The organism is Shewanella sp. SM23, from assembly GCF_025654295.1.
Taxonomy (GTDB): domain Bacteria; phylum Pseudomonadota; class Gammaproteobacteria; order Enterobacterales; family Shewanellaceae; genus Shewanella; species Shewanella oncorhynchi.
Genome location: NZ_JAKKRM010000005.1, coordinates 1 through 24,598 on the forward strand (window position 1 = coordinate 1; position 24,598 = coordinate 24,598).

20 protein-coding genes and 1 riboswitch are annotated in these 24,598 nt (G+C 44.6%); of the genes, 19 read left to right on the plus strand and 1 reads right to left on the minus strand.

Going from position 1 to position 24,598, the window contains the following annotated elements:
- The first annotated feature begins 83 nt into the window (after positions 1 to 83).
- The 7 genes from L5L98_RS08065 (at position 84) to L5L98_RS08095 (ending at position 6,737) form a co-directional block, all read left to right on the plus strand.
- On the plus strand, positions 84 to 1,061 hold the full coding sequence (locus tag L5L98_RS08065) for a transposase (RefSeq protein ID WP_263139892.1): 978 nt from the start codon (positions 84 to 86) through the stop codon (positions 1,059 to 1,061).
- A 174-nt stretch (positions 1,062 to 1,235) separates the two neighbouring features.
- Complete coding sequence (locus L5L98_RS08070) at positions 1,236 to 1,586, plus strand: HEPN domain-containing protein (RefSeq protein ID WP_263139894.1); 351 nt, start codon at positions 1,236 to 1,238, stop codon at positions 1,584 to 1,586.
- Positions 1,587 to 1,606: 20 nt separating this feature from the next.
- Positions 1,607 to 2,032 carry a hypothetical protein gene (locus L5L98_RS08075; RefSeq protein ID WP_263139896.1) on the plus strand — a complete coding sequence of 142 codons (426 nt, stop codon included), beginning with the start codon at positions 1,607 to 1,609 and terminating at the stop codon, positions 2,030 to 2,032.
- 99 nt (positions 2,033 to 2,131) lie between these two features.
- Positions 2,132 to 3,304, plus strand: coding sequence for an antiviral reverse transcriptase Drt3a (gene drt3a / locus L5L98_RS08080; RefSeq protein WP_263139900.1), 1,173 nt, complete (start codon positions 2,132 to 2,134; stop codon positions 3,302 to 3,304).
- Positions 3,297 to 5,276, plus strand: coding sequence for an antiviral reverse transcriptase Drt3b (gene drt3b / locus L5L98_RS08085; RefSeq protein ID WP_263139902.1), 1,980 nt, complete (start codon positions 3,297 to 3,299; stop codon positions 5,274 to 5,276). The genes drt3a and drt3b overlap by 8 nt, the downstream gene beginning before the upstream one ends.
- A gap of 550 nt (positions 5,277 to 5,826) precedes the next feature.
- Positions 5,827 to 6,258 (plus strand): hypothetical protein, encoded by a 432-nt coding sequence (locus tag L5L98_RS08090; protein ID WP_263139904.1) that lies wholly within the window; start codon positions 5,827 to 5,829, stop codon positions 6,256 to 6,258.
- Positions 6,259 to 6,326: 68 nt separating this feature from the next.
- Positions 6,327 to 6,737, plus strand: a complete 411-nt coding sequence (locus L5L98_RS08095) for a hypothetical protein (protein WP_263139906.1) — start codon at positions 6,327 to 6,329, stop codon at positions 6,735 to 6,737.
- A gap of 458 nt (positions 6,738 to 7,195) precedes the next feature.
- On the opposite strand, the gene metH is transcribed toward L5L98_RS08095, so the two are convergent.
- Positions 7,196 to 10,930: a methionine synthase gene (gene metH, locus L5L98_RS08100; RefSeq protein ID WP_263139909.1), complete on the minus strand. Its 3,735-nt coding sequence runs from the start codon at positions 10,928 to 10,930 to the stop codon at positions 7,196 to 7,198.
- A 269-nt stretch (positions 10,931 to 11,199) separates the two neighbouring features.
- On the opposite strand from metH, the gene L5L98_RS08105 reads away from it, so the two are divergent.
- The 12 genes from L5L98_RS08105 to L5L98_RS08160 all read left to right on the plus strand — a co-directional run bounded on the left by L5L98_RS08105 (position 11,200) and on the right by L5L98_RS08160 (position 24,568).
- On the plus strand, positions 11,200 to 11,925 hold the full coding sequence (locus L5L98_RS08105) for a histidine phosphatase family protein (protein ID WP_263139912.1): 726 nt from the start codon (positions 11,200 to 11,202) through the stop codon (positions 11,923 to 11,925).
- Between the two features lie 221 nt (positions 11,926 to 12,146).
- A riboswitch (cobalamin riboswitch) is annotated at positions 12,147 to 12,323 on the plus strand.
- A gap of 99 nt (positions 12,324 to 12,422) precedes the next feature.
- The gene (locus tag L5L98_RS08110; RefSeq protein WP_263139915.1) at positions 12,423 to 13,298 is read left to right on the plus strand and encodes an ABC transporter ATP-binding protein; all 876 of its coding nucleotides are present in this window, start codon (positions 12,423 to 12,425) and stop codon (positions 13,296 to 13,298) included.
- Positions 13,295 to 14,425, plus strand: a complete 1,131-nt coding sequence (locus tag L5L98_RS08115) for a FecCD family ABC transporter permease (protein WP_263139917.1) — start codon at positions 13,295 to 13,297, stop codon at positions 14,423 to 14,425. The genes L5L98_RS08110 and L5L98_RS08115 overlap by 4 nt, the downstream gene beginning before the upstream one ends.
- 208 nt (positions 14,426 to 14,633) lie before the next feature.
- Entirely contained in the window at positions 14,634 to 15,716 is a 1,083-nt protein-coding gene (gene cobT / locus L5L98_RS08120) for a nicotinate-nucleotide--dimethylbenzimidazole phosphoribosyltransferase (RefSeq protein WP_263139918.1), read from the plus strand.
- A gap of 106 nt (positions 15,717 to 15,822) precedes the next feature.
- Positions 15,823 to 16,611: an adenosylcobinamide-GDP ribazoletransferase gene (locus tag L5L98_RS08125; RefSeq protein ID WP_212599388.1), complete on the plus strand. Its 789-nt coding sequence runs from the start codon at positions 15,823 to 15,825 to the stop codon at positions 16,609 to 16,611.
- Positions 16,608 to 17,249, plus strand: a complete 642-nt coding sequence (gene cobU, locus L5L98_RS08130) for a bifunctional adenosylcobinamide kinase/adenosylcobinamide-phosphate guanylyltransferase (protein ID WP_263139923.1) — start codon at positions 16,608 to 16,610, stop codon at positions 17,247 to 17,249. The genes L5L98_RS08125 and cobU overlap by 4 nt, the downstream gene beginning before the upstream one ends.
- Positions 17,250 to 17,354: 105 nt before the next feature.
- Positions 17,355 to 18,989, plus strand: a complete 1,635-nt coding sequence (locus L5L98_RS08135) for a cobyric acid synthase (protein ID WP_263139925.1) — start codon at positions 17,355 to 17,357, stop codon at positions 18,987 to 18,989.
- Between the two features lie 44 nt (positions 18,990 to 19,033).
- A complete protein-coding gene (gene cobO / locus L5L98_RS08140) occupies positions 19,034 to 19,657 on the plus strand; it encodes a cob(I)yrinic acid a,c-diamide adenosyltransferase (RefSeq protein WP_006085878.1) in 624 nt (207 codons plus the stop codon).
- 760 nt (positions 19,658 to 20,417) lie between these two features.
- Entirely contained in the window at positions 20,418 to 21,206 is a 789-nt protein-coding gene (locus tag L5L98_RS08145; protein WP_263139932.1) for a trypsin-like serine protease, read from the plus strand.
- Positions 21,207 to 21,319: 113 nt separating this feature from the next.
- Positions 21,320 to 21,703 carry a DUF952 domain-containing protein gene (locus L5L98_RS08150; RefSeq protein WP_263139934.1) on the plus strand — a complete coding sequence of 128 codons (384 nt, stop codon included), beginning with the start codon at positions 21,320 to 21,322 and terminating at the stop codon, positions 21,701 to 21,703.
- A 926-nt stretch (positions 21,704 to 22,629) separates the two neighbouring features.
- Positions 22,630 to 23,664 carry a DUF2235 domain-containing protein gene (locus tag L5L98_RS08155; RefSeq protein ID WP_263139937.1) on the plus strand — a complete coding sequence of 345 codons (1,035 nt, stop codon included), beginning with the start codon at positions 22,630 to 22,632 and terminating at the stop codon, positions 23,662 to 23,664.
- A gap of 76 nt (positions 23,665 to 23,740) precedes the next feature.
- Positions 23,741 to 24,568, plus strand: coding sequence for a cobalamin-binding protein (locus L5L98_RS08160; RefSeq protein WP_131525603.1), 828 nt, complete (start codon positions 23,741 to 23,743; stop codon positions 24,566 to 24,568).
- Positions 24,569 to 24,598 lie beyond the last annotated feature (30 nt).

Genomic DNA, 24,598 nt, shown 5'->3' on the forward strand with positions numbered 1-24,598 from the left:
CAAAATCAAGCCACCCATTACAAATCGCGTTATTTAGGCTCCTCTACTAGACTCAGTAAAAGTGTTTATGTGGAGGAGTTGCTATGCCGAGGCCTAGAAGAACTCAGATTAGTGTTGAAGACACACCCTTCTATCATTGTTGTAGTCGCGTTGTTCGGCGTGCATTTTTATGCGGTGATGATAGTTACTCGGGTAAAAACTATGACCATCGCCGCGCTTGGGTAGAATCGCTACTGTTTGAACTTGAGGCGGTTTTTGCTATTGATGTAGCGGCCTTTGCGGTGATGTCGAATCATTTGCATGTGGTGTTACGGGTGGATATCGACTGTGCTAATCGTTGGACTGATCGCGAAGTGCTTGAGCAGTGGCATAAGCTATTTAAAGGTGATGAATTAACGCAAAAATTCGCTAAAGGTGAGTTGGTTGAACCTCACCAAGTCCTCAGGCTAAAGCATGCCATAGCAATTTACCGTAGCCGTTTATGTGATATCAGTTGGTTCATGCGTTGCTTAAACGAACCGATAGCAAGACAAGCAAATCAAGAAGATAACTGTAGTGGTCGTTTCTGGGAAGGTCGCTTTAAGTCACAGGCTCTACTTGATGAAGCTGCTGTTTTAGCCTGTATGACCTATGTTGATTTGAATCCCATCAGAGCCAAAATGGCTGACATGCCAGAACAATCAGATCATACCAGCATTCAGCTACGCATTCGGGCAGCATTGAAAGGTGAACAGCCTAACAATCTACTGCCTTTCATTGGTAATGAACGCGATAACCAACCTAATGGAATCGCGTTTACACTCAAGGATTATCTTGAGTTAGTTGAGGATACAGGGCGGATCATCCGCAACGACAAGCGTGGTGCAATAAGTGAAAATAGCGCCAACTTACTGACAAGATTAAATATATCCCATGAAAATTGGTTAAAACTGACCACTGAGTTTGGCAAGCTCTTTCGTGGTCCAGTGGGGACGCTGCAAGAACTGACCGATTACTGCGAGCATTTAGAGAAGCGACGACGGCACTTTGCTAAATGCTGTCGGTACCTTAACGCTGGCTGATTTCAAGCCTGTTTCATTGCTCGTTCCTTCAAGACCTCCAACGAGGCAATGGGTTGGGCTTTTTTTACTAAAAATATCGTTTTTTCAGCCAAATAGGTCAATTTAGTTAGTCATCATCCTTTGGAACCCTACCTCGCTAGCCTTTTAACGGCTAAGTGACTTTTCGTCACTTGAATGCTAACAGAAAGTGCATTATGTTCTTGTTTTATCTTGGGTGGCCCGATTTATTTGCAGTTTTCTACCCGCTTGAAAATGTTTCATAACCCAGACTCCGCTAAAACGAAGCAAATTTTTGAAGAGTTTTTCGGGATTGATGTTACAGAGCATTGGAAATGGCCGAATTACATCCCTAAACAAGCGAGAGAAACCCTTAATACTTGGCTAAGAAAGCGTGGAGATGCGGTTCATCGTGCGCAGGTTGAAATAGGAACACCTCAAATTATTAAGCGTGATGAAGTGGATAAGTGTATTCGGTTTATTACTGAATTAGTGACAGCAACAGATAAAGCATTAGGTTCAGTTTAGTTAGGGTTATGTGAGCTGCAATGAAACTAATACTACAAATTACCTTAGGTATCTTGCTAGCGAGCTTAGTCACTTTGTTGGTGCGAATTGGCTATTTGAGTTATGTCGAATACCGCCTGACACAAGGGCTTAATGAGTTTGCTATGCAACAAAAGCAAACGGAACTTGCTCGCCAGCAGGCTACGAAAGATCGCCAGCTTGCTGAGTATCAGATTCAGCAAGAGTTACAACACAACGCGGCTGAAAAATCCAGACTAGCCAAGCAAAACGAGGCCGCTCGAATACGCAAAGCCGAAGCATGGCGCAAGTATTATCTAGTCCCCGAAGACTGTAAAAACTTTAAGTCCGATGAACACATGGTCAACTGCATCAACCACAAAGCCGATGCAAAAGCAGAATTTGATAGGGCGTATGATTCAGGAGAATTGATACTATCTAGTAAGTAATCGTATAGGGAATGCAGAGTTAATACTACTGCAAACTTATTGAATACTTATACTGTAAAATTTTTATGAAATGTAACTATTAAAATTTTGAGGTAAGTTATGTCTGATAAATATAAGTCACAGTATTTAACAAGAGTGAGGTTTGTTAATTTGTGCGATAAGTTTAAATACTCACCGTTATGTATTCCTTATGCTTTTGAAATTGTTGCCGGTTCTCGTTCTATTTCTGACGGTTTTAGTATTTTAAACTTTAGAGGTAAACCAATTTTATCCATAAACGATGAGCATTCAAAGTTAGTGATTAACCATGTGTCAGAATTGTTAAAAGAGTTGTATGAGGTAAAACAAGGGAATAGGCATAAGATTGTTGCTAATGTGGTACAAATGCTCGGAGAAAACTCAGAAAAGTATGTTTTTAGATACGATATTAAAAAGTTTTATGAGTCAATACATCCTGAGTATATTTATCGTATGGTAATTAGTGACCCTGCTATATCCCCAAATAGTAAAGCATTAGTTAGAATGTATCTCAAGGGTATCGAAGATAAGGGCATTTTCGGAGTAGGTAGAGGAACAAGTTTGAGTGCTGCACTGGCCGAGTATTACTTACTCGATTTTGATAAGGTTATTAGAAGGATCGATGGTGTTTATTATTACGCACGATTTGTTGATGATATAATTGTTTTTTCTTATAAAAAAGTTGAAAATTTTAAGGACATTGTACAATCTAAATTGCCTGTTGGAATGATTCTTCACGAACGAAAAGATAAAAAGTCAGAAGTATCTTTTGTTGATGATGCTGAATGGACTTTTAGTTATTTAGGATACAAATTTACTGCCAATAAGAAAAGGTTAATTAAGATAGATTTTTCAGATAATAAAGTTGAGAAGATCAAGTCTAGATTGGTTAAAAGCTTTATGGATTACGGTAAAAACAAAGATGAAAGATTGTTGATTACAAGAATTAAATATCTTACTGGAAATAGGTTTATACAATTGAGTAATGGGCTGGCATATACTGTCGGGTTCTATTCAAGTTATAGAAATATTAACCCAAGTAACTCTGATGGTTTAAGAGAGCTTGATAATTTTTATAAAAAAATAATTTATTCTAAAAGTTTTAGAGTGAATAAGTTGATTCCATTTTCGATGCTAAGCCAAAAGGGTCTTAATTTTGTTAAAAACGTCTCATTTCTAGAGTCTTATAAGTCAAAACCATATTACTACTTCTCAAATATAAACAGAGTTAAAAGGTGTTGGTCTAATGAATAAGTCAAACGTTGATTACTTAGATGAAAATAGGGTTATAGCTACTGAGCTAACTCCTTTTGAAACACCATTGGTTTTCTCAAATGAAGGTTTTTATAAGAATGTAAAATCTAAAATTCCTTCTGGTTTTTTAAATTCAATTTTATCTCTAAAAAAAGATGGATATACAATTCCATACTCATTTAAAATTGATAAGGATGAGAATTCTGAAAGAAGATTGGCGTTAATACATCCTGGTTTGCAAATAGATTTTGTTAGTTTTTATGATAAATATAAATTTAGGATGATTGAATCTTGTGATTTTAGTGGATGCTCACTCCGTCGGCCGATTAAATTAGCATCTAAGTATTATAGTAGTAGATATAACAAGGTTGAGTCTGAACTGAAGTCTGATGATGTTGAGCATAAAGATAATCAGAATGAAAATTCATTTCAAAACTCATTTTTTGCATATGATAGATATTCACACATAAATTTATTTACTTCATCTAACGAATTTATTGAGCTTGAGGCTGACTTTAAGTATCTACTAAAGCTTGATATTCAATCATGTTTTGAATCGATATATACACACTCAATTTGTTGGGCGGTTAAAGATAAATTATTTTCAAAGAAAAGTGTTGGAGTTGATAATTTTGAAAATAAATTTGATAAGCTCATGCAAAGAATTAATTTTAATGAAACAAATGGGATTATAATTGGCCCTGAAATTTCTAGAATTTTTAGTGAGGTAATTTTACAGAAAGTTGAAGATGATGCTATTTCAAAATTAAATAACATTGGGGTGGTTAAAGGGCGTGATTATGTGCTTCTTCGGTATGTTGATGATTACTTTATATTTTCAAATAGAATCGAACATCTTAATGAAATTGAATATTTATTAGCAGATAGTCTGTTTTTCTTTAAGCTATCTATTAACGAAAGTAAGCGTTTTTTACATGAGCGGCCCTTCTATACTTCGAAAGATATTGCAATAGATAAAATTAGAGTGTCAATTAAAAAGCTTGATCACTCAATAAGTAAGTTGTCTACTATTGGACTTATTCAAATTCGAGTTCCTTTTTTTGGTCGGAATGAAAGAGTTAGATTGGTATCTAATACGGTCAGAGAGATTAAAGCAATTATATCAGAAGAAAAAGTGAAGATTTCAGACGTAACCCCTTACTTGCAGAAGACAATTAAAAATATAATTTTCGGAATGATAGATAAAGTCATTAATCATGCTGTCTTGATAAATGATGATATGTTTGAATATTTAGCGACATATTTTGATTTGCTTCTGTATTTCTACTCTTTAGACCGAAGAACTACGTCATCTTTTTCATTCTGTTTCACGTTAATAGTATTGAATGATTTCTTTAAGGAAAGGTCTCAGTTGCATCATCTATATTTTTTAGATAGAGGTTGCCACTTTCTTAAAAGTAAAATAGAACGAACAGACATTGGGGTGAAAAGTAGTTCTAAGATAGAATTGTATAATCTTACTATGACGCTTCAATATATTAATGTAAAATTTGAAGGTCTATTAGATCTTGTTGATTACAATATCTTAAGGAAAGTTTCAGATTTTTCGTATTTTGATTTTGTTTGTTTAATGACTTTGGTTGTCAAAAGCAAAATTTTAAATTTTCTAATTCCTGAAATAGTTAATGAGTGTGAGGCTCGCATTTTGTTTTTGATTTCTGAATATGGCTATGCATCTTCTGAATTAATACACTTAACATTAGATTATATGGCTTGCCCTTCGATTGATAAAACTAGGAAAGTTGAATTCTTAAATAAATTCTTCGATAATGCTGATTTCAAAGCAAAAGTGTCGCAAATTTCATTTGCTATACCTAAGAGTAATGTCGATAAAAATAATTGTATTTTAGACGCTATTAATTATTCGGAAGCCAATCATTGGTTTACTGATTGGAATAATATTAATATTAGGAAGATTTTGCTCAAAAAAGAGTTGAATCCTACATACTAATTGTTATATCTTATAGTCCCATTTCTAAGAAGGCAACCCTAAATATGTCTAGATTTTTAGCATAAATAGGCAAGTCTTTTTGCTTACTTGTAAGTATACGTGTAGCTAGATATATGGCTGCATTGGCCGAAAGGCACACACAGAAGAAAGGGTAAAAAAGGCTGCCAATAGGCAGCCTTTCTTTTTCTAGCAGATATATTTACTTTATTATAACTATAGCTGCAGAATACCGATCCCCTGTGAAGTTGCCGCAAGCGTTGGAATAAATTGCGTGAGTCCGGTCATGGATGACCGGCTAGCTTTCGTAGGTACAGGGACGTTGCCTTCGGAAGCGATAGCAATTTATCCATAAGACCAAGGCTAGTATCTAATTGCATGTAACTTCGCTAGGGCGTCTTGGATAATCCAAGGAGGATGGGACGAGCAGTCCTCCTTGGTCGACTCTTGATAAAAAAATCAGGGGGTGAAGCCCCACGACCTTGATGTAGATTTTTAATTTGAAATTGAGGCCAGTGTAACTCTGAATAGAGTGCATTCCATTGGAGGTAAATTGAAGTTTTTAGTGATTATCTTCGGCATAGCTGTGTCGATATTTATGCATGGAAGTGGGTTGTCTGTCGATAGCAAATGGTGGTGGGATTTACTGTTATCTTTCAATGTAAAAGCATTAAGTGAAAACTTGGGGATGGTTGTATTTTGCTTTTGGATACATCTTCCACTGATGATCATATTTTCTTTAGCATGTGCTTTGATTATTAATCGAGTTGGGTATCCAAGGTATTTTATTTACTCTGTGTTAGGTACTTCATTTTTTACATTTGTTGTGCTGCCATCACTGCCTGTTTTCGATGTGTTATTAGCTGGCGGGATGAGTCCATTACGTTTTATCGATATCTTTGTAAAAACACTCATGTTTCTGACCTTGTTCTTTGTTTTTAATATACTTGTGAAAAATTATAAAAGTTTGAATTTATTGGGTTAACTTCACTTTCAAGACGTTTCGCTGACTGTGTTTATTGATTTATTTTAGGGATGATTTAAGAGTTTTTTATGAAAAAAATTAGTTTTTTGGGTATGAGCATAGTGCTTGCTTTGACACTTGTTATCGGCCTTGCTGTTGATTTTTTGGTTGAATTTAAGTCTGAATCGATTTTTATGCAGATGAATATTTTTAGCTTTAAATTATTGTTTTCTTTACTTAGCATGCTCTGTGTGCATATTGCTATTGCAGTCACTTTTAATTTGAAACTGTTACCTATGCTTATAGGTAAAGATTATCCGTCAAATTACTTTAAATGGTCTAAATTTCGACTTATAGAAGTTTTATTTTTATTTAACTTATGGGCTATGGGTCATCTTCAATATTTCACTGTCGTAATAGTTAATTTAGCTTTGGTTGAGTTGATACACTTATATTTAGTTTATAGAAGTATCAATAATAAGCTTGAGTCTACTATATAAATTGGTAAGTTGAGGGTAATAAGGCTTGTGGCGTTGGCATAATTCTTTCAATGCGAAAAGTTAACTCTAATCTCACAGAAGTTCACCGATCCCCTGCGAAGTTGCTGAAGGGCGTTGAAGGAAATCGCGTGACGCAGACAGGACGTCTGCGTAGCTTTCGGGGGGAAGGGACGCCCCATCGGAAGCGTTAGCTATTTTCGAATAAGCACGAAGCCAGTAACTAATGCATGTAACTTCGCTAGGGGCGGCAAGGGGAGATGCAAGAGGGGGATTGCTGTTGATCCCCTTCTTGCCCTGGTGTGGAATGGAATTCCACGACTTTGATTTTGATTTTAAATTTAAAAATTAAAACCAAAAATTAAGGAGTGATAACTCAGCCCCTTGATTCTACGTTTTGCTTAATTCCCCAAGTGAAACTTGGGCATTAACGAGTACCAATGACTACTCTGGGTCACTCCCTATTCAGGATCATAATCCAACACTGGCGCCAGCCACTTCTCCGTTTCCGCAATGCTCATCCCTTTACGCTTCGCATAATCTTCCACTTGATCGCGGCCTATGTTACTCACGCCAAAGTAGCGGGATTTCGGGTGGGCGAAATACCAGCCCGATACTGCCGCTGTGGGGAACATGGCGTAGCTTTCGGTGATGTTCAAGTCGATAGTCTCATCGGGCTTGAGCAAGTCCCATAACAAGCCTTTTTCTGTGTGGTCTGGGCAAGCTGGGTAACCCGGTGCTGGGCGTATGCCTTTGTATTTCTCGCGGATTAAGGCTTCGTTGCTTAACTGCTCGTCGGCCGCATAACCCCAAAACTCTTTACGTACCCGTTCGTGCATCCGCTCGGCAAAGGCTTCGGCCAAACGGTCGGCTAAGCATTTGAGCATGATGGCGTTGTAGTCGTCGTGGTTGGCTTCAAAACGTGCCACATGTTCGTCTATGCCGTGGCCTGTGGTCACCGCAAAGCCGCCCATGTAATCGGCGACGCCTGAGTCTTTTGGCGCAACAAAGTCGGATAGGCAGAAGTTGTCGTTGCCGACACGTTCAAGCTGCATCCGCAGGTGATGCGTGGTCATTTCGACTGTGGTGCGTGACTCATCTGTGTAGAGCTCAATGTCGTCGTAATTGACGGTATTGGCTGGGAATAAGCCGATAACCGCTTTCGCCGTGAGCCACTTTTCTTCGATGATTTGTTTGAGCATGGCCTGACCATCGGCGAACAGCTTTTGCGCCTCGACGCCGACGACTTTATCGGTAAGGATTTCAGGGTAATGGCCGTGCAATTCCCACGAGCGGAAAAACGGTGTCCAGTCGATACGCTCGACTAAATCTTCTAACGGATAATTATCAAACACTTGGCGACCGAGCACGTTTGGCGTGAACGGGGTGTAATTGGCCCAATCGTGTTGGCAGCGGTTTTCACGGGCCGCTTCGAGTGAGACTATCTCTTTGCGCTTGGCTTGGGATAGGCGCTTAGTGCGCATGTCGTCGTATTCGGCATAGGTTTCGTCTATGGTCGCTTGGCGAGTCTCGTTGTTGATGAGCTTACTCACCATAGGCACGGCGCGGGACGCATCGGCAATATAAATGGCGCCATGGGGATAATGGGGCGCAATTTTCACCGCTGTGTGGATTTTAGAGCAAGTCGCGCCGCCGATAATTGCTGGAATCGTTAAGCCTTCGCGGTGGAAGGTCTTCACGTTATGCACCATCTCGTCCAGACTCGGCGTGATGAGGCCCGACATGCCGATGATATCGATATTGTGTTCTTTCACGGCGTCGAGAATTCGCTCCACCGACACCATCACACCTAAATCGAATACCTCAAAACCGTTACAGGCGAGCACCACGCCGACGATATTTTTGCCGATATCGTGCACGTCACCTTTTACTGTCACCATCAAAATCTTGCCGTTAGATTGGCCTTCGACCTTTTCTAGCTCAATATAGGGGTTTAAGTAAGCCACGGCTTTTTTCATCACCCGCGCCGATTTCACCACCTGCGGCAGGAACATTTTGCCTGAGCCGAACAAGTCGCCGACCACGTTCATGCCGTCCATCAAGGCGCCTTCAATCACATCCAGCGGACGTTTCGCTTCTTGGCGAGCGGCTTCGGTATCTTCATCAATAAATTCGGTAATGCCTTTGACGAGCGCATGGGATAAGCGTTGGCTCACCGGCCAGCTGCGCCATTCTAAATCTTCTTTTTTGCCGACCTGTGCACCATCACCGCGGAATTTCTCCGCAATTTCAAGTAACTGCTCGGTATTGCTTGAGCCTTCAACTGGGCAGGGCAAGTTAAGCACCACGTTTTCGACCCGCACTTTAAGCTCAGGATCGATATCGTCGTAAATGGCTAACTGACCCGCGTTGACAATGCCCATGTCCATGCCGACTTTGATGGCGTGGTAGAGGAAAACGGCGTGGATCGCTTCGCGCACTGGGTTGTTACCGCGGAACGAGAACGACACGTTCGACACGCCGCCCGAAATCATTGCGTGGGGCAGGGTGGCTTTAATCGCTTTAATGGCATCAATAAAATCGACGGCATAGTTGTCGTGTTCATCAATACCCGTGGCGATGGCGAAAATGTTCGGGTCGAAGATGATGTCTTCTGGCGGAAAGCCGACCTTGTCGACCAGCACCCGATAGGCGCGGGTACAGATTTCGATTTTACGCGCCTTAGTGTCGGCCTGACCTTGCTCGTCGAACGCCATGATAATGGCCGCCGCACCGTAGCGTTTCACTAAGGTGGCTTGCTCAATAAACTTGGCTTCGCCTTCTTTGAGGGAAATAGAGTTAACTATGCCCTTGCCTTGAATACATTTGAGGCCAGCTTCGATGACTTCCCACTTAGAGGAGTCGATCATAATAGGTACGCGGCTGATGTCGGGCTCAGAGGCTATCAAGTTTAAAAACTTGTGCATGATCTCGGCGCCATCGAGCATGCCTTCGTCCATGTTGATGTCGATGATTTGCGCGCCGCTTTCGACCTGCTCGCGGGCGACATCGAGCGCTTGCTCAAACTTGCCTTCTTTGATCAACTTTAAAAACTTGGCCGAGCCTGTAACGTTGGTGCGCTCACCCACGTTAACGAACAGGGATTGGGCGTCGATAGTCAGTGGTTCCAAACCTGCCAAGCGGCAAGCGACCGGAATGTCCGGCAAAATACGTGGATCGTGACGGCTCACCGCTTCGCGGATCACGCGGATATGTTCAGGCGTACTACCACAACAACCCCCGATAATATTAAGCATGCCTTCGCGCGCCCAATCTTCGATCACGTTCGCCATGTCTTCTGGGGTTTCATCGTAACCGCCAAACTCGTTCGGCAGGCCCGCATTCGGATACGCCGACACATAACACTCACTGATGCGGGATAATTCTTCCACATAGGGGCGTAATTCTTTTGGCCCAAGTGCACAGTTAAGACCGATAGATAAGGGCTTGATATGGCGAAGGGAATTGTAAAAGGCTTCGGTCGTTTGGCCAGTCAGTGTGCGGCCAGAGGCATCGGTAATGGTGCCCGAAATCATGATCGGCAATCTGTCTTTAGAATGCTGACCGAATAAGTCATCGAATACGGATTCAATCGCAAACAGCGCAGCCTTGGCGTTTAAGGTATCGAATATGGTCTCGACCATAATGATATCCGCGCCGCCTTCAATCAGCGCCTTAGTGGATTCTTTGTAAGCAGTCACTAACTCATCGAAGCTGACGTTGCGGTAGCCTGGGTCGTTCACATCAGGGCTAATCGAACACGTACGGTTAGTGGGGCCTAACACACCGGCGACGTAGCGTGGAATGCCTGTTGCAGCAAAGGCTTCATCACAGGCTTCACGGGCGAGGCGCGCGCCGACTAAGTTAATTTCGGCGGACAGCGACTGCATGTCGTAATCGGCCATGGCGATGGTGGTGGCGTTAAAAGTGTTGGTTTCAATGATGTCGGCACCGGCATTTAAGTAGTCGGTGTGAATTTGTTTGATGATGTGGGGTTGCGACAAGACCAAGAGGTCGTTGTTACCTTTGACATCTGTATGCCAATCTTTAAAACGTTCGCCGCGATAGTCCTCTTCTTCCAGCTTGTAGCCTTGGATCATAGTGCCCATGGCACCGTCTAAGATCAGAATGCGCTCTGCAAGCTGTTTGCGAATGTCTGCTAATATTTGGCTGGCTTTGGTTGAGGGTATCGTCATAAATAATTACCTTAAATACAGCTAAGTTAAGTCCAAAAATCGGCCATTGTTATGCTAAGTGCATTTTATTGTCGTCTGCCGATATTTTTTGAATACTTGTTCTTAAAAATTTGTTTTGGACATTTAAACGTATAGACGTCCATAATACGCGACTTATGATTGTCAGGGCAAGATGAAAGTCAAAGGCATTAGGAGCGAGAATCGAGAATCAAGAATTTAGGCCCTTGGCTTGAGTTCCTAGCATCTAGTCCCTAACTAAAAAGGCATATATGAAACAAGTTCGATTGTTATTGTTACGCCACGGTGAGTGTGAAGGCGGCGCTATTTTGCGGGGTCGTGTGGATGTGCCTTTGAGCGAAAAGGGTTGGCAACAAATGTCGGCAGCAGTTGAGTCACAGGCCAGCGTGTGTAGTGCGATTTACAGCTCGACTTCACGCCGCTGCGCCGATTTTGCCCACGCTTTTGTCGCCGAGTTGCATTCGACGGCGGCACTGATATCTGAGTCAAGGCCATTGCAGGCGCAGTGTTTGTCGGGTTTACAGGAAATTGATTTTGGTGATTGGGACGGTTGTCGGCTCGATGAACTGTATCAACAAGAGGGCGAACGCTTAGCGGCGTATTGGCAAGACCCTTGGCAAACTCCGCCGCCTAATGGTGAAACTATGGCAAGTTTTGAGTCGCGGGTGAATGGGACTATTGACCAGATACTCGCCGCCGAGTTTGAACGATTGGCCCTTGACTCACATAAAATGGGTAATGAAAACAGTGCCATTAATGAAACCACTGACAATATGCCAGCCACTCAAGTGTGGGTCGTGACCCACGGCGGGGTGATCCGTCACTTAATGGCGCGTGCCTTAGGAGTTGAACGGGCGGTAGGGTTTTATAGTCAACTCGATTTACCCGTGGCGGCCGTGGTGAGCATTAATGTGCTGCAAGATGAACAGGGTGCCTGCTATTGGCGTTTAGATTGGCCGAGTGGGCGCACGTGTTGAGGCCTTATTTCACGACCTATGCGCTATGGTTTAGGCGTGATCGTTTGGCGAGAATAAGCTGACATGAAAATATTCTGATTTAAACAGCATTGCCTAATGGGATAGATGTAGGATAATGCTTTTCCCTGACGTTTGAACGAGATAGCGTATTACATGCGCAATGAGTGATAACGTCGCAGAAATAGGTGTTGGGAATAGACTCTCTTTGTTCGAATCGCTCCGCTGTTTTAATTAATAGTGGCGTTGTTAACAAAGAGCATATCAACCCAAACATAATAGGGAATCGGGGAGCTGCTTGTTAGTCAGCCCGAACTGTGCCCGCAACTGTGAGTAGTGAAAAAGATCTCGAATCTTCTTCCCTACAAGTCAGGAGACCTGCCTATTTCTGTTATCGCTGCGTGCAGCCTTAGTTCTCGAGCGGGTGACTCGAGGGAGCAGATGACAATGTGCACAACCTTTGTTTATACAGGTTTGGACTCGATAGGAGCGCCGCTTAGGTGAAACTTTCCGCAATCCAAACTAACAGCCCCGTGAATGACACTAACCCGTCATTGAGCCCGTCAGTCGCGCTCAATGTGAGCCAGTTGAGCTGGTGTATCGATGGCAAAACCATTCTTTCCAATATTAACTTTACGCTGCCAACGGGGCAGATGCTGGGGCTGATTGGCCCTAACGGTGCGGGCAAGTCTAGCTTGTTGCGCTGTTTGTATCGGTTTGTTCGCCCGACTCAGGGCAAAATTACCCTTTTTGATCAAGATATTGAGCGCTTGTCACCCAAGGCGTTTGCCTGTCGCGTTGCCGTAGTGCAGCAGGATACACCGCACTATTTTGACCTCACCACAGAGCAATTGGTCAGCATGGGCTTAACGCCCCACAAGGGCATGTTCGATACCAATTCGAGCTGTGATACTGAGCGTATTGCTAAGGCTTTAGAGAAAGTCGGCTTGAGCCATAAGATGCACCAACAATATGAGCACTTATCTGGCGGTGAAAAGCAACGCGCCTTGATTGCCCGCGCCATAGTGCAGCAGCCGCAGCTTTTAATCCTCGATGAGCCAACGAACCACCTCGATGTGCGCTATCAAATTCAAATCCTCGAATTGGTGCGTAGCCTTGGCATCAGCGTGATTGCCTCTATTCATGATCTTAATTTAGCCAGTGCCCTGTGCGACAGTTTGTTGTTGATCCATAACGGGGAAGTCAGCGCTATGGGGACGCCAACCGAAGTATTAACCGAGGCGCGAATTGGCGATGTGTTTGGCGTGTGTGCTCAGGTATCGCCCCATCCACAACATAAAAAGCCCTTAATCAGCTATTTTTATGGTTACCACCATGTAGATCATGGCCTGAACGAGCGAGGCGAGGGTGGATGACTCAGGGGAGTAAACAATATTTCATCTCATATTTGGGGCGTATCGTGACACCGTTGACGAGACAACAACTGATGCTGCTCGTATTAGGTATCATCACTTTGATAACGCCTATTGCCGCCACGAGTTTTGGCGCGGCGAACATCAGCTTTATGGATGTTATCCAAGTGTTTATCAATAAAATGGCCAACCTCACTCAAGCCAATGGCATTACTGAGCGCATTGTGATGGAGCTCAGGTTGCCGCGCATTTTACTGGCTTTTGTGGCGGGAGCGGGTTTGTCACTGGCGGGCAGTGTGTTGCAAACCGTGACTCGCAATCCGCTCGCCGATCCCTATTTGTTTGGCATTAGCTCTGGCGCGTCCTTTGGCGCTGTGGTGATGTTGACCTTATTCACTGGCTCTGGATTTTTTGATAATGCGGGCATGGCGGCACATTCTGGGCTTTTTAGCGGTTCGGGTGCCTTGTCTGGATTACTTTGGTTTAGCTTGCCCTTGGGCGCTTTTATTGGCGCGAGTTTGTCGGTGTTGATAGTGCTTGCTTTGTCTGGGCTTGGGCTCAATAGCCAAGTGGAGCGCATGCTGCTCTCTGGTGTGGCGACCTCCTTTATGTTCGGCGCATTAACGAGTCTGCTGCTGTATTTCGCCAGTCCGCAGGCGACAGCCTCTGTGCTGTTTTGGAGTTTAGGCAGTTTTGCAAAGGCCAGTTGGTCCTTGTTAGTACTGCCGACACTGGTGATTGGTGCGAGTTTATTCATTATTTTAGGCATGAAACGGCAGATCATGGCGTTGCAGGCGGGGGATGAAACGGCGCATACCTTAGGGGTGAATGTGCCTAAGCTGCGGCTCAATATGTTGCTGCTCTGCTCCTTGATTACCGCTATTTTGGTGGCTACCTGTGGCGGTATCGGTTTTGTCGGGTTAATGATCCCCCATACAGTACGCATGCTGTTTCCCGGTCGTCAGCCGATTTTATTAACGGCGCTGGTGGGCGGATTATTTATGGTGTGGATTGATGTATTAGCGCGCTGTTTATTGGGCAATCAAGAGTTGCCCGTGGGCATTATCACGGCCGCCATAGGTAGCATGTTCTTTTTGCTGATTTTGCGTAAGCGTAGAGTCATGCCGTAAATACAAGGTCATGCCGTAGGCACCTAGTCAGGACGTAAACCCAGAGTTAAGTCGTCATCCCAGAGTCATGTCGTAAGTGCAGACTGGCGGGATAATCAGTATTTCTGTTGATATCCCACCCGCGATTGGAAATGCACAATTGGACATGTTCGTCATAAACGCGGGATGCGTTGTGGTTATTTAATGTAGATTACAAAGTGGAGTGTGGATGTCTCAGTCAGCCGTGTCTTTTCAAATAAGCCCTGTGAGTAAAGCGCAGGATCTGGTGATTTTGCAGAAAATTGATCTTAAGACTAAGCCGCCCGGCGCCTTAGGTCAGCTCGAATCCTTAGCTTTGCAGATTGCCCGCGTGCAAGCGACTGATTTGCAACAAACGGAGCAGCCACAAACGGATGTGCTCAAAATAGTCCATCCAACCATGTTAGTGTTTGCGGGGGATCATGGCATTGCCGCAGAAGGCGTGTCGATTGCCCCTAGCGAAGTGACTCACCAAATGGTGCAAAACTTTGCCCATGGCGGCGCGGCGATTAACGTTTTTTGTCGGCAGGTGGGCTTTAAGCTCGAAGTGATCGATTGCGGTATTTTAACGCCAGTTGAAGGGGTTGAAGGCATTATTGATCAACGTCTTGGTGCTGGAACGGGTGCAATCCATTTAGAGCCCGCAATGGCGCTTGAAACCGTCGATAAAGGCTTTGCTATAGCGCGCGATTTGATTGAACGTCACCATCAAGCGGGTTGTAACTTAGTCGCCTTTGGTGAAATGGGCATAGGCAATACCTCCTCTGCTGCGGCTATTATGGCGGCGATTATGCAGCTGGATGTGATTGATTGTGTCGGCCGTGGTACGGGCATTAATAGCGAAACCTTAGAACGTAAACTGATGCTGATTGAGCTCGCGTTATTGCTGCATCAAAGCGCCTTAACTGGGCCTAAGTCAGTGTTAGCTTGCCTAGGAGGTTTTGAAATTGTGCAGATGACGGGTGCTATGTTAGCTGCCGCTGAACGTAAAATGCTGGTGGTCGTGGACGGTTTTATCGCGACAGCGGCGGCATTAGTCGCGGTGCAAATCGCCCCCAATGTGCGTGATTATTTGATTTTTGCCCATCAATCCGATGAGCAAGGTCATCTGCGAATGTTAGAATTTTTGCAGGCTAAACCTTTATTATCCCTAGGGCTGAGATTAGGCGAAGGTACGGGGGCGGCCTTGGCATTGCCGCTTATTCAAGCCTCAGTAAATTTTTACAATCAAATGGCGAGTTTTAGTGATGCGGGGATTGAGGCTGTTGTATGATGTGCTCTGCTAAGTCGCTTATTTTACTTATTTAAAATAATAGCCTTTTAGCCAACCGTTTTAATTTTAAACCTTGCAGCAAGTGTGAATTCACTAAGGATGCTTTATGTCAGAACGCGAAAGCTGGCACAAAGAGATAGATTTATTTTTAGTTGCCATGGGCTATTTTACCCGCATTCCTATGCCTAAGTGGGTCGAAGTCGATAGCGATAAGTTGAATAAGGCCAGCCGTTATTTCGGTCTCGTCGGTCTTCTGGTCGGCTTGTTAAGCGCCATAGTGTTTTGGCTGACGCAGAACTGGCTCCCCGCCGGCGTTTCTGTTCTTTTAGCTATGTTGGTTGGCGTCTTGCTCACGGGCGGATTCCATGAGGATGGCCTCGCCGATACCTTCGACGGTTTTGGCGGGGGTTGGACGGCTGAAGACAAGCTGCGGATCATGAAAGATTCGCGCCTTGGCAGTTATGGCGCACTGGCGCTGATGTTGGCCTTGCTGCTGAAATGGCAGTTGCTAGTCGAGTTGGCCCTGTACGATCCTGTCGTGGCGGGTTCTGCACTTATCGTCGCGCACACAGTGAGCCGTGTGGTATCAGCCAGTATCATCTTTAGTGAAAAATATGTCCGCGATGACGAGACCAGTAAGTCTAAGCCGCTATCGCAACATCAAGGCATTAATGAGCTGCTTATCCTGATCGCCAGTGGCGTATTAGTGCTGTTATTCCTCAAGGGATTAGCGGCATTGTCATTGCTATTGGTGATGATAGGATTGCGCCGTTTGATCATAGTGATCTTTAGACGCCAGATTGGCGGTTACACGGGTGATACCTTAGGCGCGGCGCAGCAAATATCTGAAATCATGTGTTATTTTGTATTGCTCGTTGTGGGTAACATACTGTGATCCACCTCGTCCTAGGCGGCGCCCGTAGCGGTAAGAGTCGCTACGGCGAAGCCTTAGTGCGTCAGTACACTGCGCTCGGCTTCGATGCCTGCTATGTGGCGACGGCGCAGGCGCTAGATGATGAAATGGCGACACGTATCGCCAAGCATCAAGCGGGACGATCGGACGATGGTATCGAATGGCAATTGTTTGAAGAGTCGCTCGCCCTCACTGCACTGCTAAAACGGTTAGCAAAACCTGGGCGAGTGATTTTAGTAGACTGTTTAACCCTTTGGTTAACGAATCAATTACTTGCATCGAACATTAACATCGATGATGAACCTGCGCCGACTGAGTGGAATGCGACTGACTTTGCCGTTTCAACCTCTGCCACTTCAACCTCTGCTACTTCAATCTCTGAAGATAAAGCTCATGCGAGTTGGCAGGACGAGAAAACCGCTTTTGTGGATTCCCTCATCGAGCTCGAGGGAGTGGTGATTTTGATCAGTAACGAAGTCGGTTCTGGCATAGTGCCCTTAGGTGAGTTGAGCCGACAATTTGTCGATGAAGCGGGCTGGTTAAATCAAGCCGTGGCGACCTTAGCGGACAATGTCACCTTAGTGGTCGCTGGTTTACCCTTAGCATTGAAACCACTTTAGACTTTGTGCTCAGTCCACGTTTTAAGCTTAAGTTGCTTACTTAAGTGATTTTTAGACTGAGCTGTTATGTTAATGACTGCAAACTAGAATAAGTTTTTTAACCCTATGCCCTCTCCAAACACAGACAACACAGGCGGTACAAATGCACTCGATACCGCTGACGCACCTGTAGTTAATACGCCCGCAATTAATACGCTTGCGGTTAATTCACCTCGGCGCGCGGCAGTCTTGATGGTGCAGGGCACAACATCGGATGCGGGCAAGAGTACCTTAGTCGCAGGCATTTGTCGTTTGCTCGCTCGTCAGGGGATTAAGGTTGCGCCCTTTAAGCCGCAAAATATGGCGCTCAATAGCGCTGTCACTATTGATGGCGGCGAGATTGGCCGCGCACAGGCCTTGCAAGCCGTGGCCTGTTATCTTGAGCCCCATACCGATTTTAACCCCATACTGCTTAAACCAAGCTCGGACACGGGCGCGCAAATTATTGTTCATGGCAAAGCCCTGAAAACACTCGAAGCCTCGGCCTTTTTTGGGCCTAAATCTAAGGACTACAAGGCAATGGCGCTCGGCGCTGTGCTGGAATCCTTCGAGCGATTAAGTGGCCAGTATCAAACCATAGTGGTGGAAGGCGCGGGCAGTCCGGCGGAGATCAATCTGCGCGAGGGCGATATTGCCAACATGGGATTTGCCGAAGCCGTTGATTGCCCTGTGATTATCATTGCCGATATCGATAAAGGTGGCGTATTTGCCCATTTGGTCGGGACCTTGGCCTTGTTATCAGAATCCGAACAAGCGCGGGTAAAGGGCTTTGTGATCAACCGTTTCCGTGGTGATATTAGCCTGTTGCAATCTGGCCTCGATTGGCTTGAAGCTTATACTCAAAAGCCTGTTTTAGGCGTGTTGCCTTATCTGCATGATTTACATCTCGATGCCGAAGATGCGCTGATAAGCTCGCCGACTAAAGGCGCTAACAGCCGCTTAAAAGTACGGGTATTAGTGTACCCAAGGATCAGTAATCACACGGATTTTGATCCGCTGCGGCTGCATCCCGATATTGATTTTGATTATGTGTCGTTGCAAACTCAAGCCGCAAATCACGCGACTCATTTGCCCGCCGCCGATGTATTGATCTTGCCCGGCAGTAAGAATGTGCGCGCCGATTTGGCCTTTTTACGCCAGCAAGGCTGGGATAAAGATATTGCCACACACCTGCGTTACGGCGGAAAAGTGCTAGGCGTTTGTGGCGGCTATCAAATGCTAGGCCAAAGCATTGCCGATCCCTTAGGTATTGAAGACAGTGCGGGCGATACCGCAGGACTTGGCTACCTGCCGCTGAGCACAGAACTCAAAGCCGAAAAACAGTTACGGCGAGTGAGCGGTGAGCTAACGTTACTTGGGCAAAAGGTTGCTGTGAAGGGCTATGAAATCCACTGCGGTGAATCAAGCTATCTTATCCCTAGGCTTGAACAAACGAATGTGCCCTTGCAGTTAATCCCTGAATCCACATCTGTGAGCTTTGCTGATGGCCTGCAAAGCGATGACGGGCAAATCCTTGGCACTTATTTACATGGGCTGTTTGATAGCCCTGATGCGTGTCAGTTGATTTTGCGCTGGGCGGGATTAAACGATGCTAAGGCGATAGATATCAATCAAATACGTGAGCAGCAACTCGATCGTTTAGCCGATGTGTTAGCCGAGCATTTAGACATGCAAAAATTACAGCCAATTTTAGAAGCATAAGTTTTAGAAGCAGACATTTTTAGCAGCAGAGTGAAGAGAAGACCATGACAGCACAGAACGACAACGAACAAGCACAAATCAAGGCCGAACGCCACAAGGCTCGCCAACAGAAAGTGAAAGCCGGTGTGGATGCTAAAATTGCCGCCGCCCAAGAGGAGAAGGGGATTCTGCTAGTGTTAACCGGTAACGGTAAAGGCAAATCGACCTCAGGTTTTGGCACAGTGGCCCGCGCTGTCGGTCACGGTAAAAAAGCCGCGGTAGTGCAATTTATCAAAGGCACTTGGGAGTGCGGTGAGCGCAATTTACTCGAAGGTGCAGGGGTTGAGTTTCATGTGATGGGCACAGGTTTTACCTGGGAAACCCAAGATAAAGAAAAAGATACCGCCGCCGCCGTACTCGCTTGGGAAGCTGCTGAAAAGCTGCTGCAAGATGAGTCGATTGACTGCTTGATGCTCGATGAGCTGACCTACATGGTGAGCTATCACTATCTGGATGTGGAACGTGTCCTTAGCGCACTTAAGAATCGTCCACCCATGCAGCATGTGATTATCACTGGCCGCGCTTGTCATCGGGCGATTATCGAATTAGCTGATACTGTGAGCGAAGTGCAGCCGCTGAAACACGCCTTTGAAGCGGGTATCAAGGCACAGCAAGGTTTTGATTATTAAACTGAGCGTGTTGTTATCATCATAAAGCGATATTTTTTATATCCATATTGGGCAGATAGTAAATGGCGGCCATGCCGCCAACGATCACTGTTGCAACAATGGCAATCTTAACAATCCCTTTAGCTATTCGTTCAGCTAAAAAGCTAATGCCCCAAAGCAAGACAGTTGAGTTACGCGCATTCCGTATTAATTGTCATTGCTTCCCCAGTGACACGCCGTAAATATATCCCTATAGGCTCGACGGCGACATCCATGTCGCCAACGGTCACTGGTACACCAATGCCAATCTTAACTAACCCTCTCGCTGCTCGTTTAGCTAAAAAGCTATTGCCCCAAAGCTTGCTAGCACTCGTTTAGTGTATCGAAAACTGACGAATGAGTTGCCCTACAAAATCTCATCTTTTAGCCTTGTATTTAGCGCGTACATTATTTGATTGTTTGAAACTGGATTGGTGTACCGTCGTATTCAAATCGCTTGGTTTAAAGCTATTTTAAGTTGCTATCTTTGCGTGATATCTCGAATTCTTAAATCTAAAGACCCTTAGAATTAATAACTTAAAGATTATCGTTTTTAGATAATAGGTTTAGAAAATGCGTATGCATGTTTTTCTGCTGGTTTTTTGTATATGAAAAGCAATAAAAAGCTGATAACTTCTTGTTAATACAGATAGTTAAGGACGCGCAATTTTGCTTGTCTAGTGAGTTAAACGTGCATGTGCACTACTAAATTATAGCTATCATCAACGAACATGGACGTAACATGAAAATTTTATTTCTCTTATTCTTTTGTTTCTTTTCTATTGGCAGTGATGCCGTAGTGATGAGACATGACATTCCCCCTGAAAATTATGTTGTAGAAAAAACACCTGAATATCTAATTGATATGCCACATGAAGGTCATGGTGTTCTTATCAACTCTCAATGGATTCTGACTGTAGCACATACTATTTTTTATGATTATGTTGGTAAGAGTTTAATTGTTGGTTCAAAAAATTATGAAATAGAAAGCGTTCATATACACCCAGATTACTCCGAACCTGATAAAAATTTACTCAAAGGTGATTTAGCGCCTTTGATGAGATTTTTTAAATCTAGAAGTGATATTGCATTAATCAAATTAACTTCACCTGTTAGCGGTATAGAACCAATCAATATATACACGGGTAAAAGTGAAGAAGGCAAAAAGATCACAGTATACGGTAAGGGAGCTACTGGGAACGGAGTAACTGGTGAGTATCCTGATACTAAGTCACTTCGTGTTATGAGCCATTTTCAAAATGTTGTTGAAAGCGCAGAAGGTAACTGGCTAGCATTTAAATTTGATGAACCAGCGAATGCACTATCACTTGAAGGAATGCATGGATCTGGAGATAGTGGTGGAGCATCAGTCATATTTGAAGACAGTGTTCCTTTTCTTGTAGGTTTATCAAGTTGGCAATTGGGGCATGGAGATATATCTACTTTTAAAGGTGGTTTGTATGGAACTATTGCTTATCAAGTTAGGGTGTCAAGTTACTGTGACTGGATATTAGGTGTATTGGATAGCTAACAAGAATCTAAAGCGAGACTGCTAACAGTTTGTTCTGTTTCGCTTCGCTGTACATTTCAGCAAACAATCAGCCCCTTAAATGGGCGTCTATAAAACTGATAGGAAGCGTTGATGTGAATCATTTGTATAGAGTTGTTCCTAAAGAAGATTGGGTTGAGGCTCAGCGTTGCGGGCGTGTCTCTCGATGCCAGGCAGATAAACGGCGGGGCAGAGTTCATCTGAACGAGTTGAAGGATGTGGAGCTTGTCGCGAACCGATGGTTTTCTGTTGAGGAAGAGCCTGTCGTTCTTGAGATTGATGTTTCTGGAATGGCGGAATATCTGAAATGGGAGGAGAGGGCTGAGGAGCCTTTGGGTACATGGCCAAATCTCTATGTTGAGGGCGTACCAGTTGAGAATGTGGTTCGAGTTTTTACGTTAGACGCAGGGCCAGATGACGAAGGTGCAGTCTCATTTCGGATAGGAAAAACTCTGTCTGAGGAGCTGTATTCTAACTAAGCATTGAAGCGCATTCTCTGTGTGACGCTAAATTAAAAAGAGGGATCGGGTGAATATCTATTTTTCAGATTATGTCGGGGTCAGCAAAGAGTAAATTGATGCTTTGTTAAGTATCGTTCTGCATTTACCTCCGTAGGGTAAAATGCTAACAAGCCCCTTAAACAGCGTGGCCAGCGGCCGCTGGACTTGCAACAAGCGTTCGTTAATCCATAGAAATTTTAATCTTAAAGCTTTGAAATAGAGCTAAACATCTAACAAGGTTTTGTCCAAAAACTGTGTTGCGTATGTCTTTTAAATCTACAGGTTACGCTAAAGCCAAAACGGTGAGCCATGGTGATTTGCGAGACGACCGTCCACCCCATGGACGGGGCGGTTGAGCATCCAAGGATGGACTGGCTGCGAGTCGATGAGCAAATGGCATGGCAAACCTATAAGTCGGGGCGGTCGAGCGGCTTGGACAACATCCGTGTTTAATTGCCAGTTCGTCATCCATGGCTCTCGTTCATAAGCTTAGAAACCCTAGGTTTCTATTCACCATGTCGTCGAGCAAATACCATGGAGCGCCCCCTTCAATAGGGGCCTGCATTTAATAACCAAGCAATAAGTCATTTAGTGATATTAGCCCTTCTATATTTAACGCTCCTCTGTCTAACTCTTGTTAAAGAAAGCATTAATCTTCTCTCGTACGAACATTACATATGCAAACTGTAGCGGCATCTTATTGTTCTAATTTGTCAGCTTAGGTTTTTATGTCACTATAGGTTTTTTGCTGTGACGTTAGCATGTAAAGCAAGATGAGCTTTTAACGCCTTGAATCGCTGGCAAACAAGGCTATCGAGGCTGTTATTCTTGGTAAAACCCGTTAGCGTCTGTATCGACAGCTTTTTACCTGTGAGATTGGGCATTAGTGACTCAAGGATGATCCTATGAATAAACGTATTGTGATTTGTGCCGACGGCACGTGGAATCGACCCGAGAAAGATCTTAAGGTCGATTTCCCAACCAATGTGCTGCGCCTCGCGCGGGCGATTAGCCCTTTGGCCAGTGACGGTAAACCCCAACAGGTATTTTATGACTGGGGCGTGGGTTCCTATTACGATCAAACCATCGGTGGCGCAACAGGGCGCGGTTTACATAAAAACATCATGGATGGGTATCGCTATATAGTGCAAAACTATTCCCCTGGCGATGAGATTTATCTCTTTGGCTTTAGCCGCGGTGCTTACACTGTGCGTTGCCTGTGTGGCTTGATTAATAACTGCGGCATACTCAAACGTCCCGATGCGGCGTTGATTCAGCAAGCTTTCGACCACTATAAAAAAAGCAGTGCGCCCTTTGCGCCTGATGGTGAAAAATCCCTCGAATTTAGAGCGAGATACAGTCATGAATCTCGGGAAATCAAGTTTGTTGGCGTGTGGGATACCGTGGGTGCTATGGGGATCCCTATTTCATTTTTAGGCTTGTTCGAAGATAAAGACGAGTTTTACGACACTAAAATTGGCCGCAATGTGCGCGTTGCCCGCCATGCCTTAGCCATAGATGAACACCGCAGTGATTTTGAGCCGACTATTTGGCAACTACGCGACAATATGGACATGCAGCAAGTGTGGTTTACCGGTGCCCATAGCAATATTGGCGGCAGTTATAAACCCGATAAAGACGGTTCATTGTTGTCGGATATTGCACTGTTGTGGATGATATCCGAGGCGCAGAAATTTAATTTAAGCCTAGAGCCACACTTAGCCGCGAGTGTGCATCCAAATCCGCTTGCGACCTTACATAACTCGAGACGCAGTTTTTATCGGATAAAACAGGAATATTTGCGACCACTCGACCCTGAGCAAATCCCAGTACTTTTGCATCATTCGGTGAAGGCCCGCTGGGATCAAGATCCTCAGTATCGCCCGAAGAATCTACAAACCTATATCGAACACTATGGCTGGCCAGAGCAGCTAGTTTAACTCTATAACCCCAAGTGACCTGAAGAGACTACGCCTGCATCTTCAGGCGGTTTGGGGATAAATACTAAGGCATATCATGATTAAGCGACACTTAGCTGGACTCGTTTTTGGGCTCAGTCTGTTTTTTCCCCATAGCGTATTGGCCGAGCCCGCTAAACGCATTATTGCGCTCTCGCCCCATGCGGTGGAAATGCTTTACGCCATAGGTGCGGGCGATACGATTGTGGCCGCAACCGATTATGCGGATTATCCCGAGGCGGCAAAAAATATCCCGCGTATTGGTGGTTACTATGGCATTCAAATGGAGCGGGTGATGGAGCTTAATCCCGATCTGATTGTGGTGTGGGATTCGGGTAATAAAGCCGAAGATATCAACCAGCTTAGGACGTTAGGATTTAACCTTTATGGTAGCGATCCTAAAACCTTAGAAGGCGTCGCCAAGGAGCTTGAAGAGTTAGGCCAACTTACGGGGCATGTTGAAGAAGCAAGCAAGGCTGCAGCCGCTTATCGCGCTGAGCTTATCCGATTGCGGGTTGAAAATGCTAAAAAATCAGAACCTAAGGTATTTTATCAACTCTGGTCGACCCCCTTGATGACAGTCTCTAAAAACAGTTGGATCCAACAGATCATCAGTGTGTGCCATGGACAAAATGTGTTTTACGATGCCGCCAGTGATTATCCGCAAGTCAGTTTAGAAAACGTCTTGCTGACCTTGCCCGAGGTGATTTTGCAAAGTGAGGAAGAAGGTAATGTGAAAGGGGTTGATTGGCGCCAATGGCCAGAAATTCCTGCCGTGAAGAAACAGCATATTTATCAACTCAATGCCGATTTATTACACCGCGCGACGCCCAGAGCTTTACTTGGCGTTCAAGCCCTATGTGATGCCTTGGATAAAGCACGTTAAATAAAACGCCTGACAGATTATTCCGTCAGG